The sequence below is a fragment of the Paracoccus sp. TD-10 genome (assembly GCF_048270675.1).
In the GTDB taxonomy this organism is placed as follows: Bacteria; Pseudomonadota; Alphaproteobacteria; order Rhodobacterales; family Rhodobacteraceae; genus Paracoccus; species Paracoccus pantotrophus.
Genome location: NZ_CP182419.1, coordinates 563,032 through 579,233 on the forward strand (window position 1 = coordinate 563,032; position 16,202 = coordinate 579,233).

The following is a 16,202-nucleotide window of genomic DNA, read 5'->3' on the forward strand; positions in this document are numbered from 1 at the left end:
GAACGGCCCCGGCACTGGTCCGGGGCCGATCCTGATCCTGGTGGGGCGCGCTCAGCGGGCGTCCAGCGGCTTGTAGTCGCGCCGCGGAGAGCCGACATAAAGCTGGCGCGGGCGGCCGATCTTGTTCTGCGGATCGGCGATCATCTCCTTCCACTGCGAGATCCAGCCGACGGTGCGCGACAGCGCGAAGATCGGCGTGAACATCGAGGTCGGGAAGCCCATGGCTTCCAGAATGATGCCCGAGTAAAAATCGACGTTGGGATAGAGCTTCTTCGAGACGAAATACTCGTCCTCCAGCGCGATCTTCTCCAGCTCCTTGGCGACCTGCAGCGTCGGGTTGTTGTGGACGCCCAGCAGGTCCAGCACCTCGTCGGCCGATTCCTTCATCACCTTGGCGCGCGGGTCGAAGTTCTTGTAGACGCGGTGGCCAAAGCCCATCAGGCGGAACGGGTCGTTCTTGTCCTTGGCGCGGGCGATGAATTCCGGGATGCGCTCGACCGAGCCGATCTCGCGCAGCATCTCCAGGCAGGCCTGGTTGGCGCCGCCATGCGCCGGGCCCCAGAGGCAGGCGATGCCGGCGGCGATGCAGGCGAAGGGGTTCGCCCCCGAGGAGCCGGCCAGCCGCACGGTCGAGGTCGAGGCGTTCTGCTCGTGATCGGCGTGCAGCGTGAAGATGCGGTCCATGGCGCGGGCCAGGGCCGGATCGACGTGATAGGGCTCGGCCGGGACCGAGAAGCACATGTGCAGGAAGTTGCTGGCGTAATCCAGTTCGTTACGCGGATAGACGAAGGGCTGGCCCAGCGAATACTTGTAGGCCATGGCGGCGATGGTCGGCACCTTGGCGATCAGCCGGATCGAGGCGATCTCGCGCTGCACCGGGTCGTTGATGTCGATCGAATCGTGATAGAAGGCCGACATCGCCCCCACGACGCCCACCATGGTCGCCATCGGATGGCTGTCGCGGCGGAAGCCGCGGAAGAAATAGTGCATCTGTTCATGCACCATGGTGTGGCGGGTGATCCGGGTCTCGAAATCGACCAGCTGGTCCTTGTTGGGCAGTTCGCCGTAGAGCAGCAGGTAGCAGACCTCGAGGTAATGCGATTCCGAGGCCAGTTGCTCGATGGGATAGCCGCGATACCACAGCTCGCCCTTGTCCCCGTCGATATAGGTGATGGTCGAATCGCAGGACGCGGTCGAGGTAAAGCCGGGGTCATAGGTGAAAACGCCCGCCTCGCCGTAGAGCTTGCGGATGTCGACGACATCCGGGCCCGCGGTCGGGGACAGGACCGCGAGGTCGTAATCCTTGCCCGCCAGATGCAGTCTTGCGGCTTTCTGTTCTGCCATTCCCAGTTCCTTTCACCTGTCTCCGGCCCGCGGGCCGGGTGATGGGTGCGGGTCTCAGCCCGCTTGATCCTGCAGCCGGGCCACCGTTTCGCCGCGGCCAAGCGCCAACATCATGTCGAACACGCTGGGGGTGGAACTGCGCCCGGCCAGCGCCGCGCGAAGCGGCGCCGCGACCTTGCCCAGCCCCAGCCCGTGCGACTCGCCAATCCGCTTGACGGCCGCCTCGAGTTCGTTGCGATCCCAGCTAGCATTCTGCACCGCGGCAGTCAATTCAGTCAGTATACCACGGGATACAGTATCCAGCGCCGCCGCCGCCTTTTCCTCGACCGCGACCGGCCGGTCGATCAGCGCGAAATGCGCCTGGTCGAGCAGCGCGGGCAGGGTCTTGGCCTTGGCCTTCAGCGCCTCCAGTGCCGGAAGCAGCCGGGCGGTCTGGGTCTGGGACAGGGGCGGCGCACCGGTCGCGGTGCGGAAAGCCGCAATTTCCTCCAGCAATTCGGCATCGCCCATCCGGGCGATATGCCAACCGCTGACATGTTCCAGCTTCTTGAAATCCAGCCGGGCCGGGGCCTTGCCGATGCCGTCCAGGTCGAACCAGGCCATTGCCTGGGCGTCGTCGAACAACTCGTCGTCGCCATGGCTCCAGCCCAGCCGCGCTAGGTAGTTGCGCATCGCCGCCGCCGGATAGCCCATGGCGGCATATTCGTGCAGGCCGACCGCGCCATGGCGCTTGGACAGCTTTTTCCCGTCCGGCCCGTGGATCAGCGGGATATGGGCAAAGACCGGGATGTCCCAGCCCATCGCCTGATAGATCTGGATCTGCCGCGCGGCATTGGTCAGGTGGTCGTCGCCCCGGATCACATGTGTCACGCCCATGTCGTGATCGTCCACCACCACCGCCAGCATATAGGTCGGCGTCCCGTCCGAGCGCAGCAGAACCATGTCGTCCAGCTGCGCATTGCCGAAGGTCACCTCGCCCTGCACGGCATCGCGCACCACCGTCTCGCCGTCGCGCGGCGCTTTCAGCCGGATCGCATAGGGCCCTTCGGGCAGGCTGGCCGGATCGGCGTCGCGCCAAGGCGACAGGAACAGGGTCGAACGCCCCTCGGCCCTGGCCTGTTCGCGGAAGGCCTCGATCTCCTCGGCGGTCGAGAAGCATTTATAGGCGGTGCCGTTTTCCAGCATGGCGCGGGCGATTTCGGCATGGCGGGCGATTCCGGCGAACTGGCTGACCGGCTCGCCGTCCCAGTCCAGGCCCAGCCAGCGCAGGCCCTGCAGGATCGCCTCGGTCGCCTCGGGGGTCGAGCGGGCGCGGTCGGTGTCCTCGATCCGCAGCAGGAATTTTCCGTCCCGCCCGCGGGCATAGAGCCAGTTGAAGAGCGCGGTCCGCGCGCCCCCGATATGCAGGTAGCCGGTGGGCGAGGGCGCGAAGCGGGTCACGACGGGGCGGGAATCAGTCATCAGCGGTCCGGTCAGTTTCAGAAAACGGGGCCATCGGCCATGCCCGTTAATCCTTTCGAAAGGTCGGCATGCCAATCTTGGCGCCACAGATAAGCAAGTGGCACGGCAAGGACAAGTTTTGGTGACGGAATCGGTGAATGCTTTGCAAAGGCGGCTGCCGGCCCTTGCGCCGGCCGGCATGCGGCATGCGGCGGCCGGGCCGCGACCCCCGGTCGGCATTCGCGCGGGGCTGCTGCCCTGGATGCCTTTCTGGCTCTCGCTGGGCATCGGCGGCTGGTTCCTGTTGCCGCGCGAACCGGGACCGGGCTTCTATGCCGGGCTGGCCCTGGCGGGCCTGGCATGCCTGCTGCTGCCGGGCGGGGCGATGCGGCTGGCCGCGACCGGCGGGCTGGGCTGGGCCTGGGCGGACCGGCTGCGGCTGGCCGCTTTCGCATTGCTCCTGGTTCTTCTCGGGGCGGGACTGGCGGGCGGCAGGGCGCATCTGGTCGCCGCCCCGGTCCTGGATTTCCGCTATTACGGGCCGGTCGAGGGGCGGGTCGTGGGCATCGACCGCTCGTCGCGCGACCGGATGCGGCTGCTGCTCGATCAGGTCACCCTGCACGAGGTCGCGCCCGCCCGCACCCCGGCGCGGGTGCGGATCTCGCTGATGAGCCCGCAGGACCTGCCGGTGCCCGGCCAGCGCGTGATGCTGACGGCGCATCTGGGGCCGCCCGCCGGCCCTGCCGAGCCGGGCGGCTTCGACTTCCGCCGCCTCGCCTGGTTCGAGCGCCTGGGCGCGGTGGGCTATGCCCGCGCGCCGGTCATGACGGTCGAGCCGCCGGCCGATGGCGGGATGCTGGCGCTGCACCGCATCCGCATGTCCCTGTCCCAGGCCATGCAGGAGCGGATCGGCGGCCAGGCGGGCGCGGTCTCGGCCGCGCTGATGACCGGCGACCGTTCCGGCATCGCCGAGGCGACCAACCAGATCATGCGCGATTCGAATCTTTACCACATCGTGTCGATCTCGGGCCTGCACATGAGCATGCTGGCCGGCTTCGTCTATGCCGCGTTGCGGCTGGGCGGCGTGGCGGCGCAGGGGCTGGGCGGCATCCGGGCGGTGCCGGTCCACAAGCTGGCGGCGGTGGGGGCGCTTTGCGCCTCGGCGCTGTATCTGTGGCTTTCGGGCGGCGGCGTCGCGACCGAGCGCGCCTTCATCATGGTGGCGGTGATGCTGCTTGCGATCATCGCCGACCGGCGCGCCGTTTCGCTGCGCACCGTCGCTGTCGCCGCCGGCATCGTGCTGGTGCTGAACCCCGAGGCGCTGACCGAGGCCGGCTTCCAGATGAGCTTTGCCGCCACGGTCGCGCTGATCCTGATGCAGGATCCCTGGACGAGGCTGTCGCCGCGGCTGCCCTGGTGGGCCCGGCCGGCCTTGATGCTGTTTCTGTCCTCCTTCGTGGCCGGCATGGTGACGGCGCCCATCGCCGCGGCGCATTTCGGGCGGATGACGCAATATGGCCTGCTGGCCAACATGCTGGTCGTGCCCGTCGTCGGTACGCTGGTGATGCCGGGCGGCGTCTTCGCGGCGCTGCTGGCGCCGTTGGGCTTTGCGCAGCCGGCCCTTTGGCTGATGGGGCTGGGGACCGGCTGGATGCTGGCGGTCGCGCAATGGATCTCGGATCTGGAGGGCGCGGTCACGCTGCTACCCGTCGCGCCGCGCACCGTCCTGCCGCTGATGGCCGTGGGCGCCATGCTGCTTCTGCCCGGCGCGGGGGCCGCGGGGGCAGGAGGTCCGGCGCTGCTGGTTCTGCGCCGGGGCATGGGCATCGCCCTGCTGGCGGCGGCCGGCCTGCTCTGGCTGGGCGCGAAACGTCCCGATGTCCTGGTTTCGGGGCAAGGCGACGCGGTGGCGGTGCTGACCCCGGCGGGCAGGGTGCCCTCCAAGCCGGCCGGCGGCAGCTTCGCGGTGGAGAGCTGGCTCAAGGCCGATGGCGACGCCGCCGATCAGGCAGGCGCCGCCACGCGCCCGCTGTGGCAGGGGGCGCCTTCCAACCGCATGGTGGAGCTCGATCGGGCCGGCGCCCGGCTTCGCATCCGCCACCTGACCGGCAAGGCGGCGCGCCAGGATGCCCGAGGCTTTTGCCGCGAGGGCGGCATCCTGGTCGCGAATGTCGCCCTTGTCCCAGGCCGGGGTGCCCTGGGCCCATGCCTGGTCCTTGACCCGCCATATCTCGGGAAACACGGTGCAATAGCGGTATATCTGCAAGCCTCCGGCCCGAAATACGTTTCCGTCGACCGGCCCGGCTTCCGCCGGCTCTGGCACTGACGCAATCCGCACGGAGTCCAAGAAATGCATGCTTTGGTCAATCGCTGCATCGAGGCGTTCCTGCGCAACAGCTATGGCAGCACGACCTGGCAGCAGGTCGCGGCCGAGGTCGATGTCCACCCCGACGGTTTCCTGACCTGGGGCAGCAGTCCGGACAGCGTCACCCGCTCCATCGTGATCGCCTCGGCCCGACGGCTCGACAAATCGGTCGGCGAACTGCTCGAAGATGTCGGTTCCTGGCTGAGCCGGCAGGAGCAGATCCGCAGGCTGCTGCGCTTCGGCGGCTCGAACTTCCAGGAATTCGTCGAATCCCTGCGGGAATTACCGGGCCGCATCCAGCTGGTGATCCCGGACCTGGCGTTTCCCGGATTCGCGGTCCTGTCCGACGCGCCTGGACATTACCGAATCATCGCCCGGCCGCACCAGCCGGGCCTGATGCGTGTGCTGGCCGGCATGCTGCGGGTCATGGCGGATGATTAGGGTCAGGATTCATAACCAGTAGATGACGACCGCGGCGAGGGCGATGGCTGAGAGGAACACCTTGGGACAGCGATCATAGCGTGTCGCGACACGCCGCCAGTCCTTGAGCCTGCCGAACATGATCTCGATGCGGTTGCGCCGTTTGTATCGGCGCTTGTCGTATTTGACGGCCTTCTTGCGCTGCTTTCTACCAGGGATGCAGGCGCGTATCTCCTTGTCTTTCAACGCCTCTCGGAACCAGTCGGCGTCATAGCCGCGATCTCCGAGAAGCCAGTCGACCTTGGGCAGACTGCTCAGTAACGCCCGCGCACCGATGTAGTCGCTGACCTGTCCAGCGGTGACGAACAGGCTGAGCGGTCGCCCTTGGCTGTCGCAGATGGCGTGCAGCTTGGTGTTCATGCCGCCCTTGGTTCGACCGATCAGGCGACCACGCCCCCTTTTTTCGCGGCCAGGCTGGTCGCAGTGCGGTGGGCTTTCAGATACGTCGCGTCGATCATCACGGTCTTTTCCTCGCCGTGTTCCGCAGCCAGACCGACCATCATCCGGGCGAAGATGCCTTTCTCGCTCCAACGCTTCCACCGGCTGTACAGCGTCTTGTGCGGTCCGTAGGCTTCAGGGGCGTCGCGCCAGCGCAAGCCATTGCGATTGATGAAAATAATTCCGCTCAAGACCCGTCTGTCATCGACCCGAGGCTTGCCGTGGGACCTGGGGAAAAAAGGGGCAAGCTTGGCCATCTGCTCGTTGGTCAGCCAGTACAGGTCGCTCATGTCACCGCTCCGTTTTCCGAGCCGTGAATCACGCAGCGCGTCGAAAATCAATGCATCCTGACCCTAATCACCTTGACCTCACGTAAAGCGCGCGGTTTGCGCGTGATGCATTGATCCTTTGTGGTTCCTGGCAATAATGTTTCAAAGTCACCGGTTATGGTGCAATTTAATCTAAGATGTTTTTGGAAAGAGTTTGGTGTAAAATGGAAATGCTGAATGATATCGAGGTCATCCTGGCGGCACGTTCCGCGCAGGAGGTCTGGCAGCATTATGCTGCGCGCCTTGCCGACCTGGGTTTCCCCAACATTTCCTATCACGCGGTGCGGATTCTGGAGGCCTCTTGCGACCGGATGCTGGATGACGGGGTCTTGCTGTCCAGCTATCCGCCGCGCCTGATGCAGGAGCTTGCCGGGCTGGATCTGCTTGAAAGCATGCCGATGCGTCGCTGGCTGGCGCAGAACAGGGGCAGCGAAAGCTGGGACTGGATGCGGCGGCTTCGCCTGGCCGGGCGGCTGACGCCGCAGGAAGAGCATGCGATGGAGGTTTTCGCCCGCTACGGCCATGTCGCGGGCTATGCGGTCGGCATGGGCGACGATGTGGAACGGGTCCGCGCCGGGGTGATCCTCGGCGGCGTGATCGGCATGTGCCAGGACCGGCTGGACGCGCTTTGGGCGCAGCACGGCCGGCAGGTCGAGGCGCTGAGCCGGCTGACGCATCTGCGCATCTCGACCCTGCCCTGTGCCGAGCAGCAATGCGTGCTGACCCAGCGCCAGCGTGAGGTGCTGGAATGCATCTCGGTCGGCCGCACCACCCAGGAAATCGCCGATATCCTGGATGTGACGCCAGCCACGGTGGAAAAGCATCTGCGGCTGGCGCGCAAGGCGCTGGGGGCCAAGACCACGGCGCAGGCGATCCTGCTGGCCGCCAGGCGCAGGCAGATCTTCAACTCTGCTGCCGCACCGCATGGCCCCGGTCTGGGCGGGCATCCCCCGCCTTCCGAAGCCGGCGTGCCGAGGCAGTCGGCGGGCGCACAGATCTGCGCCGGCTGAGGCTTTGCGGCCGGATACCGGCGCGGAATGCGAAACGCCGGCCCAGGGGGCCGGCGCTCGCAATCCGGATCAGGCGAGGGTCAGGCGCCGGCGCGGGTCTTGGCGACCTCGGCGGCGAAATCCTCTTCCTTCTTCTCGATGCCTTCGCCGACCACGACGCGGGCATAGCCGGTCACTTCGACTCCGGCCTCTTGTGCGGCCTGGGCCACGGTCACGTCGGGGTTGATGACGAATTTCTGACCGAGCAAGGTCACCTCCTCGAAGAATTTCTTCATCCGGCCCTCGATCATCTTCTCGATCACCGCCTCGGGCTTGCCCGATTCGCGGGCCTGCTCGGTCAGCACCGACTTCTCGCGCTCGACCAGCGAGGGGTCCAGGTCGGCTTCCGACAGCGAGGCCGGGTTGGTCGCCGCGATATGCATGGCGATCTGCTTGCCGATCTCCTGCGCCTTGGCGGCATCGCCCTTCAGCGCGACCAGCACGCCGATCTTGCCCATGCCCTCGGCGGCGGCGTTATGCACGTAGGAGACGATGGTGTCGCCCTCCAGCGCGTGCATGCGGCGCAGGGTCATGTTCTCGCCGATGCGGGCGATGGCGTCGGTCAGCACCTCCTCGACCGGGCGGCCGTTCAGGTGGGTGGCCTTCAGCACCTCGACATCGGTGGCGGCGTCCAGCGCGACATTGGTGATCTCGCGGACGAGCTGCTGGAAATCGGCGTTCTTGGCGACGAAATCGGTTTCCGAGTTCAGTTCGACGGCGACCCCGCGGCCGGCGCGGACGGCGACGCCCACCAGGCCCTCGGCGGCGACGCGGCCCGATTTCTTGGCGGCCTTGGCCAGGCCCTTGGTGCGCAGCCAGTCGATAGCGGCTTCCATGTCGCCATTGGTTTCGGTCAGCGCCTTCTTGGCGTCCATCATGCCCGCGCCGGTGGTTTCGCGCAGGTCTTTCACCATAGCAGCGGTGATAGCCATCGAGAGTCTCCTTGCTTTTCAATGCGTCAGGCGGGGTTTATCCCCGCCTGATGAATGTTCCGTAAACCTGTCGCGGCCCGCACCGGGCCCTGTCCGATCAGGCTTCGGCGGCTTCTTCAGCGGTCTCGCCGGCCAGCTCTTCCTCGACGCTGGCTTCCAGCGCGCCAAGGTCCACGCCGGCGGCGCCCATCTGGGCGGTCATGCCGTCCAGCGCGGCGCGGCTGACCAGGTCGCAGTAAAGCGCGATGGCACGGGCGGCGTCGTCGTTGCCGGGGATGACATAGTCCACGCCCTTGGGTGAGCAGTTGGTATCGACCACGGCCACGACCGGGATGCCCAGCTTCTTCGCCTCGGCGATGGCCAGGTCTTCCTTGTTCACGTCGATGACGAACAGCAGGTCGGGCAGGCCGCCCATCTCGCGGATACCGCCCAGCGAGGCTTGCAGCTTGGCCTGCTCGCGTTCCATCTGCAGCCGTTCCTTCTTGGTCAGGCCCTCGGCGCCCGAGCCCAGGGTCTCGTCCAGGGCCTTCAGGCGCTGGATCGACTGCGAGACGGTCTTCCAGTTGGTCAGCGTGCCGCCCAGCCAGCGGTGGTTCATGTAATACTGCGCCGATTTCTCGGCGGCTTCGGCGACGGCCTTCTGCGCCTGGCGCTTGGTGCCGACGAACAGCACGCGGCCGCCCTTGGCGACGGTGTCGCGCACGACCTGCAGCGCCGCGTCCAGCATCGGCACGGTCTGGGTCAGGTCGACGATGTGAATGCCGTTGCGTTCACCATAGATGAACTCGGCCATGCGGGGGTTCCAGCGCTGGGTCTGGTGGCCGTAATGAACGCCAGCTTCAAGCAGCTGACGCATGGAGAATTCGGGAAGCGCCATGTCCATGTCCTTTCCGGTTTGCGCCTTGGCGGGGTTTTCAGGGGCTTGCCCCAACCGGTGGACCGTCGAAGGATGTCTCCCTCCGGGGCCCGACCCCGCCTGTGAAGTGCGCGCGAAATAGTCCTTTTCCACCTGGAATGCAAGCCCCGGCGGCAGGAAATGGGCCGGTTTTGCCGCAATCGGGCCGGCCGGCTTTCCACCCCGCGTCAACCGCGGATTAATCTTTCTGCGCGATGCTGCGCAAAACCGGTTGAATCGGAGGGGCGGATGATCGTTGCGGACGCAAGGGGGCGGCAAGGCCCGGTGGCTTGGGGGCGGGAATGGCGCTGACGGTGCTGGTCCAGCATTCCCGCAGCGAATTGCGCGAAGCCGCGGCCGCCGCGCTGGAGGCGGCGGGAATGGCGGTTCGGCGATCCTGCGACGGGGCCGAGGGCCTGGCGCTGCTCCGGTCCGCTTCCGTCGATGTGATCCTGACCGGTATCAACATGCGGCGGGTCTGCGGTTTCGGCTTCATCGAGGCGGTGCGGCGCCAGGCCCGCCTGCGCGATATCCCGATCCTCGTCATGGCGGTCTCGGCCACGCCGCAGCTCAAGGCCCGCGCCCGCCATGCCGGGGCGGCGGGATGGCTGCCCCATCCGCCCGATCCGGCGCGGCTGGTCGAGACGGTGCGCACCGTCGCCGCCATCGGCGGCCGTCCCGTCGCATGATTGCGCCACAGGGGGGGCGGGAACACCGGGCCGGAAGGCGTGCCCCACCCGTTGTCCATGGGACGCATCCCCTGCCGGGCTCCATCTGGTTCGGGACGGGGCGATCCTGGGCCGGGGGGACGCCGCGGCCTCGGCAATCCTGCCCGACGCCAAGCGGCTGGCTGAATTGCCGGCCGGCTTCCGGCCATTCATGTCGCCATGGCGAAAGCCCCGCAAGATCAGGGGGCAAGGCATCGTGGCCGCCATCCTGCCGGGCGAATAGCGGGCGGCAAAGCCGATGCGCCCTGCCGGTCCGGGTTCGCCCCGCAGGCCGCGGGGGGCATCGGCGTCTGGGCGGCTGTCGATCCGCGCCGCAACGGGCCCCGACCTCCGTGGCAAGCCCGCCCTGCCGCCGGGGCCGATCGCCTTCCCGCCATGGCGGACTCACTTGCCCGCGAGGCCCTCGTCGTTTAAACAGGCCAGGCGTCGCCCTCTTAGCTCAGCTGGCCAGAGCAACCGCCTTGTAAGCGGTAGGTCGTCCGTTCGAATCGGACAGGGGGCACGCGCGGCGGCTCCTGGCTCCTGGCTCCTGGCTCCTGGCTCCTGGCTCCTGGCTCCTGGCTCCTGGCTCCTGGCTCCTGGCTCCTGGCTCCTGGCTCCTGGCTCCTGGCTCCTGGCTTCAAGCCCGAAGCCTGGTTTCCACGCGCTCGGAACGGTTCGGCAGGGGCATTTCGACAGCCATCCCGAACGCTCCTGCGGTGGCCCTGTCCAGGGGGCAGGAATCGGGGGACAGAAACCCTGCTGCCGCCGGATGGATCGGCTTTACCCTTAAGGCAAGAAGGCCCGCCGGCCCGGCGCGCCCCCTTATTCTTTCTTGCCCAAATATCCTCGGGGGGTCCGGGGGGCAGACAGCCCCCCGGCCTCGGCGAAGATCATTCCATGAAGAAGGCAAAGCGGATCACAAACAGCGCCGCCACGATCCAGGTCGCTGCATGCACCTCACGCGCGCGGCCGGTCGCCAGCTTGATCGCGGCATAGCTCACGAAGCCGAAGGCCAGGCCATTGGCGATGGAATAGGTAAAGGGCATCATCAGCGCCGTCAGCACGGCAGGTGCGCTTTCGGTGACGTCGCTCCACTGGATCTCCTCGAACTCGCGCACCATCAGGCAGGCGACGTAAAGCAGCGCCGGCCCGGTGGCATAGGCAGGCACCGAGCCCGCCAGCGGCGCAAAGAACACCGCCAGCAGGAACAGCCCGGCCACGACCAGCGCGGTCAGCCCGGTGCGCCCGCCCGCCTGCACGCCCGAGGCGCTTTCGACATAGGCGGTGGTCGAGCTGGTGCCCAGCATCGAGCCGGCCAGGATCGCCGTCGAATCCGCCATCAGCGCCCGGCCCAGGTTTTTGTTGGTATGGGTCGGCCCCTCGGTCAGCAGCCCGGCGCGCTTGGCTACGCCGATCAGCGTGCCGGTGGCGTCGAAGACCTCGACCAGCACCATGACCAGAATCACGTGGAAGATGCCGACGGTCAGCGCACCTGCGACGTCGAGCTGCATGAAGGTCGGCATGATCGAGGGCGGCATCGAGATCACCCCGGCAAAGGGGCTGGCGCCGATGGCGATGGAGACGACGGTGATGACCAGGATGCCGATCAGGATCGAGCCGCGCACCTTCAGCGCGTCCAGCGCCGCGATGATGAAGAAGCCGGCGATGGCCAGCAGCGTGCCGGTCTGGGTCAGGTCGCCCAGGCCCACCAGCGTCGCCGGGTTGTCCACCACGATGCCCGAGTTCTTCAGCGCGATCAGTCCCAGGAACATGCCGATGCCGGCCGCGATGGCGCTGCGCATGGATGTCGGGATGCCGGCGATCAGCCAGCGCCGGATGCCCGTCACCGACAGGAACAGGAATATCAGGCCCGAGATGAACACCGCCCCCAGCGCCTGCTGCCAGGTGAACCCCAGCGCGCCGACCACGGTGAAGGCGAAGAAGGCGTTCAGCCCCATGCCCGGCGCCATGCCGATGGGCCAGTTCGCCCAAAGCGCCATGATCGCCGATCCCAGCGCCGCGGCCAGGCAGGTCGCGACGAAGACCGCGTTGCGGTCCATGCCGGTCGAGGACAGGATCTCGGGGTTCACGAAGATGATATAGGCCATGGTCAGGAAGGTGGTGATCCCCGCGATCACCTCCGTCCTGGCGCTGGTGCCATGGGCCGTCAGGCCGAACTGCTTGTCGAGCACGGTTCCTTTCCCTGGACTGATGCTGGCGCCGTTGGCCGTCAGGCCGGATTGCTTGTCTGGCATGATTCCTCCCATTGGCGGTTTGCCCGCCGTGCTGGCCAGATTATGCCCAGGCATCTTCAACGAGAATGCAAGGTATAGCGACAGAGTTTCAACGAGACGTTAACAAACCGCCATTTTCAAGGAAATCTTGGTTCTGTTTATAGAAATTCTCGGGTTGCCTGAAAGCCCGGCAGGGTGATGAGTGCTAGACAGCCAGAAAACAGGAAAGGAAGCAAGCGATGCGATACAGCCGCGACATGATCGGTTATGGCGAGCATGCGCCCGACCCCAAATGGCCGGGCAATGCCCGGATCGCGGTGCAGATCGTCATCAACTACGAGGAAGGCGGCGAGAACAGCATCGAGCATGGCGACGCCGCCTCGGAAGCCTTCCTGTCCGAGATCATCGGCTGCCAGCCCTGGCCCGGCCAGCGCCACTGGAACATGGAATCGATCTATGACTACGGCGCGCGGGCGGGTTTCTGGCGGCTGCATCGCCTGCTCAAGGACGTGCCCGTGACCGTCTATGGCGTCGCGACCGCGCTGGAGCGCGCGCCCGAACAGGTCGCCGCCATGCAGGACGCAGGCTGGGAAATCGCTACCCACGGCCTGAAATGGATCGACTACAAGGACATCCCGCGCGAGGTCGAGGCCGAGCATATCGCCCGCGCCGTCGAACTGCACACCCGCGTCACCGGCGAACGGCCGCGCGGCTTCTACCAGGGCCGCACCTCGATGAACACGGTGGCGCTGGGATGCGAGGAGGGCGGCTTCGAATATCTGGCCGACACCATCGCCGACGACCTGCCCTATTGGCATGTCCATAACGGCAAGCCGCAGCTGATGGTGCCCTATACCATGGACGCCAATGACATGCGGTTTTCCTCGGGCCAGGGCTTCGGCACCGGTGTCGAGTTCTTCGACTACCTGCGCGACAGCTTCGACGTGCTCTATGCCGAGGGCGAGGCCGGTGCGCCGAAGATGATGTCGATCGGGCTGCATTGCCGGCTTGCCGGCCGGCCGGGCCGGGCCATGGCGATCAGGCGCTTCCTGGACCATGCCCGCAGCCACGAGGGGGTCTGGTTCGCCACCCGGCTCGACATCGCCCGCCACTGGGCGCGGACGCATCCCTTCCAGCCCCGAGAGCGCCCCTCGCAGATGGAGCGCGCGGCGTTCGTCGAGAAGTTCGGCGGTATCTACGAGCATTCGCCCTGGATCGCCGAGCGGGTCTGGGAAGGCGAGATGGGCGCCATCCACGACACCCCGGCCGGGCTGGCGGCGCGCATGGCGCAGGTGTTCCGCAGCGCCTCGGACGAGGAGCGGCTGCGCGTGCTGCTGGCGCACCCGGACCTGGCCGGCAAGCTGGCCGCGGCCAAGCGTCTGACCGCCGACAGCACCGCCGAACAGGCCAGCGCCGGGCTCGACAGCCTGACCGATGCCGAGCGTGCCGAATTCGACCGGCTGAACACGGCCTATATGGAAAAGCACGGCTTTCCCTTCATCATCGCCGTGCGCGACCACGACAAGCCGGGGATCATGGCCGCCATGCGCCGGCGCATCGACAACGACACCCCGACCGAGCGGGCCGAGGCCGAACGCCAGGTCAGCCGCATCGGCGCGCTGCGCCTGCAGCAGATCCTGGGCAGCAACTGAGCCCCGCCCCGCCCGCCGCCATGGCGGGCCGGAATCGCCACAGACGGACCGGGGCAAAGCGATCCCGGCGCAACGGAGACCTGACATGACCGCCAAGACCCCGACCTATGCCGGGCCCTTCGCCGGCCTGCCGCCGCAGACCGACCTGTCCACCGATACCGCCGTCTTCACCGATGCCTATGCGGTCATCCCCGCCAGCACGATGCGCGACATCGTCACCAGCTTCCTGCCGGGCTGGACGGGCATGCGGATGTGGATGATCGCCCGCCCGCTCTCGGGCTTTGCCGAGACCTTCAGCCAGTATATCGTCGAATTGCAGCCGCAGGGTGGCTCGGACCGGCCCGAGGACGATGCGGGCGTGCAGGCGGCGATCTTCGTCACCGAGGGCGCGCTGACCCTGACCATCGACGGCCGGACGCATGAGCTGGAGCCCGGCGGCTTCGCCTATATCCCGGCCGGCATGGCCTGGTCGGTCCGGAACGGCGATGCGACCGCGCGCTTTCACTGGTGGCGCAAGCGCTGGCAGGCGGTGGAGGGGCTGGAAAAGCCCGAGGTGATCGTCGCCAACGAGCGCGACATTGCCCCGGTCCCGATGCCCGACACCAATGACAGCTGGGCCACCACCCGTTTCATGGATCCGGCGGACCTGCGCCACGACATGCATATCACCATCGTGACCTTCAAGCCGGGCGGCTCGATCCCCTTCGCCGAGACGCATGTCATGGAGCACGGGCTGTTCGTGATCGAGGGCAAGGCGGTCTATCGGCTGAACCGCGACTGGGTCGAGGTGGGACCGGGCGATTTCATGTGGCTGCGCGCCTTTTGCCCGCAATGCTGCTATGCCGGCGGGCCGGGGAATTTCCGCTACCTGCTCTACAAGGACGTGAACCGGCACGCGCCGATCTGGAAGTAGGGGGCTCTGCCCCCAGCCGCTGCGCGGCTTCCCCCGGGGTATTGGGAGAACAGAGAAAGCCGGTCAGCGGGCGCGGCGGAAGGTCAGGTTGATGCGGGTGGCGCCGGTCAGCGGATGCTCGCCCCGTTTCAGCGTCAGGATGCCGTGCCAGGCCAGCCGCGCCGGGCCGCCCCAGACGACCACGTCGCCATGTTCCAGCGCGTGTTTCTTTACCGGGTCGCCGCGCTGGGGGCCGCCGAACTGGAAGGTCGCGGGCAGGCCCAGCGAGACCGAGACGATGGGCGCGTCGAGATCCGCCTCGTCCCGGTCCTGGTGCAGGCCCATCTTGACGCCCGGCACGTAGCGGTTGACCAGGCAGGCATCGGGCCGGAAGCCGGGAAAGCCGGCATGTGCGGCCGCCTCCTGCGCCAGCCGCAGGAAACCTGCGGGCATTTCGGGCCAGGGCCGGCCGGTCAGCGGGTCGTCCGGCTCGTAGCGGTAGCCGTGCCGGTCGCTGACCCAGCCGAGCGCGCCGCAATTCGTCATCTCGACGCCGATCTGCCGGCCGCCCGGCGTCTGCATGTGCCGGAAGGGCGAGATGCCGGCGATATGCGCGACATCCGCGAGGATGGCGGGATCGAGCGCGAAGCCGCGCAGGATCATGGCGCCGGGGCCGATAGGGTCGTCGCGGCGGGTTCCGAACAGGTCTGTCTTCATGCGGCCCTCCCACGGGATTGTCATGTGCTGCGGCTTGACCTGGGGCCTGGACGATGGCTTTCAGGTGGGGTCACAGCAAAGGATTCCTGCCATGCGCCGTCCCCTTGCCGCAATCGCTCTGACGCTGCTTTGCGCCCTGCCCCTGGGGCCGGTTCAGGCGCAGGATCACGGCGGGCCTGAGGTCGCGGCGATCAAGGAAGCGGTGTTCAACGGCCCCGGCCTGCCGGTGATGGGCAACCCGCAAGGCGATACGGTGCTGGTCGAGTTCTCGGATTACAATTGCGGCTTTTGCCGCAAGAGCGCGCCGGAGGTGGCGGCGCTGCTGCAATCGGATTCCGGCGTGCGGCTGGTGGTGCATGAGATCCCGATCTTCGGCGCGGGCTCGCGCTATGCCGCCGAGGCGGCGCTGGCCGCGCAGGCGCAGGGCAAGTATCCCGAGTTTCACCGGGCACTGATGGCGATGCGCGGCAAGGCCGAGGAGGCCTCGGTGCTGCGCGTCGCCCGCGAGGTCGGGCTGGACGTGGCGCGGCTGCAGCGCGACATGCAGGCGCCCGAGATCACGCAGAGGATCGAGCGCTCGCTGGAACTGGCCGACGAGATCGGGCTGGTCGGCACGCCCAGCTTCATCGCCGGCGAGCGGGCGATCTTCGGCTATCTGGCCAAGGACGACCTGGCCGAACTGGTGGCCGAGGCGCGCGGCGCGCGATAGCGCGCGCCTTTCGCCC

14 protein-coding genes and 1 tRNA gene are annotated in these 16,202 nt (G+C 67.3%); 8 read left to right on the top strand and 7 right to left on the bottom strand.

The genetic code is table 11. The features are described 5' to 3' along the window. Window positions 1-51: 51 nt before the first annotated feature. Window positions 52-1,344, bottom strand: a complete 1,293-nt coding sequence (gene gltA, locus ACNKFW_RS13800) for a citrate synthase (RefSeq protein WP_024842461.1) — start codon at window positions 1,342-1,344, stop codon at window positions 52-54. Between the two features lie 54 nt (window positions 1,345-1,398). Next, window positions 1,399-2,805 (bottom strand): glutamate--tRNA ligase, encoded by a 1,407-nt coding sequence (gene gltX / locus ACNKFW_RS13805; protein ID WP_028709842.1) that lies wholly within the window; start codon window positions 2,803-2,805, stop codon window positions 1,399-1,401. Between the two features lie 121 nt (window positions 2,806-2,926). Between gltX and ACNKFW_RS13810 the strand changes: the two genes are divergently transcribed. Then, window positions 2,927-5,110 carry a ComEC/Rec2 family competence protein gene (locus ACNKFW_RS13810; RefSeq protein WP_418025460.1) on the top strand — a complete coding sequence of 728 codons (2,184 nt, stop codon included), beginning with the start codon at window positions 2,927-2,929 and terminating at the stop codon, window positions 5,108-5,110. 24 nt (window positions 5,111-5,134) lie between these two features. Beyond that, window positions 5,135-5,590: a heme NO-binding domain-containing protein gene (locus tag ACNKFW_RS13815; RefSeq protein WP_418025462.1), complete on the top strand. Its 456-nt coding sequence runs from the start codon at window positions 5,135-5,137 to the stop codon at window positions 5,588-5,590. A gap of 9 nt (window positions 5,591-5,599) precedes the next feature. On the opposite strand, the gene ACNKFW_RS13820 is transcribed toward ACNKFW_RS13815, so the two are convergent. After that, window positions 5,600-6,357 (bottom strand): IS5 family transposase gene (locus ACNKFW_RS13820; protein ID WP_418025058.1). Its coding sequence is split into 2 segments (ribosomal slippage): window positions 5,600-6,021 and window positions 6,021-6,357, totalling 759 coding nucleotides; the frame shifts between segments, so codons are not numbered across the junction. A gap of 203 nt (window positions 6,358-6,560) precedes the next feature. Here ACNKFW_RS13820 and ACNKFW_RS13825 point away from each other — a divergent pair. Next, window positions 6,561-7,406, top strand: a complete 846-nt coding sequence (locus ACNKFW_RS13825; RefSeq protein ID WP_147429116.1) for a helix-turn-helix transcriptional regulator — start codon at window positions 6,561-6,563, stop codon at window positions 7,404-7,406. Between the two features lie 80 nt (window positions 7,407-7,486). On the opposite strand, the gene tsf is transcribed toward ACNKFW_RS13825, so the two are convergent. Beyond that, window positions 7,487-8,377: a translation elongation factor Ts gene (tsf, locus tag ACNKFW_RS13830; protein ID WP_024842468.1), complete on the bottom strand. Its 891-nt coding sequence runs from the start codon at window positions 8,375-8,377 to the stop codon at window positions 7,487-7,489. A gap of 97 nt (window positions 8,378-8,474) precedes the next feature. Continuing rightward, the gene (gene rpsB, locus ACNKFW_RS13835; protein WP_036746997.1) at window positions 8,475-9,260 is read right to left on the bottom strand and encodes a 30S ribosomal protein S2; all 786 of its coding nucleotides are present in this window, start codon (window positions 9,258-9,260) and stop codon (window positions 8,475-8,477) included. 314 nt (window positions 9,261-9,574) lie between these two features. Between rpsB and ACNKFW_RS13840 the strand changes: the two genes are divergently transcribed. Together ACNKFW_RS13840 and ACNKFW_RS13845 are read left to right on the top strand one after the other, a co-directional pair. Beyond that, complete coding sequence (locus ACNKFW_RS13840) at window positions 9,575-9,961, top strand: response regulator (protein WP_147429115.1); 387 nt, start codon at window positions 9,575-9,577, stop codon at window positions 9,959-9,961. A gap of 467 nt (window positions 9,962-10,428) precedes the next feature. Further along, window positions 10,429-10,502: transfer RNA gene (locus tag ACNKFW_RS13845), tRNA-Thr, on the top strand. 370 nt (window positions 10,503-10,872) lie between these two features. Here ACNKFW_RS13845 and ACNKFW_RS13850 read toward each other — a convergent pair. Further along, window positions 10,873-12,174 carry an NCS2 family permease gene (locus tag ACNKFW_RS13850; protein WP_024842471.1) on the bottom strand — a complete coding sequence of 434 codons (1,302 nt, stop codon included), beginning with the start codon at window positions 12,172-12,174 and terminating at the stop codon, window positions 10,873-10,875. A 281-nt stretch (window positions 12,175-12,455) separates the two neighbouring features. On the opposite strand from ACNKFW_RS13850, the gene puuE reads away from it, so the two are divergent. Both puuE and ACNKFW_RS13860 read left to right on the top strand, forming a co-directional pair. Further along, on the top strand, window positions 12,456-13,868 hold the full coding sequence (gene puuE / locus ACNKFW_RS13855; RefSeq protein ID WP_147429114.1) for an allantoinase PuuE: 1,413 nt from the start codon (window positions 12,456-12,458) through the stop codon (window positions 13,866-13,868). Window positions 13,869-13,953: 85 nt separating this feature from the next. Next, window positions 13,954-14,781, top strand: a complete 828-nt coding sequence (locus tag ACNKFW_RS13860) for a bifunctional allantoicase/(S)-ureidoglycine aminohydrolase (protein WP_024842473.1) — start codon at window positions 13,954-13,956, stop codon at window positions 14,779-14,781. A 63-nt stretch (window positions 14,782-14,844) separates the two neighbouring features. Here the strand turns inward: ACNKFW_RS13860 and alkB are convergent, their stop codons facing one another. Further along, entirely contained in the window at window positions 14,845-15,477 is a 633-nt protein-coding gene (gene alkB / locus ACNKFW_RS13865) for a DNA oxidative demethylase AlkB (protein WP_147429113.1), read from the bottom strand. A 91-nt stretch (window positions 15,478-15,568) separates the two neighbouring features. Between alkB and ACNKFW_RS13870 the strand changes: the two genes are divergently transcribed. Continuing rightward, window positions 15,569-16,186, top strand: coding sequence for a DsbA family protein (locus ACNKFW_RS13870; protein ID WP_024842475.1), 618 nt, complete (start codon window positions 15,569-15,571; stop codon window positions 16,184-16,186). Window positions 16,187-16,202: the final 16 nt, after the last annotated feature.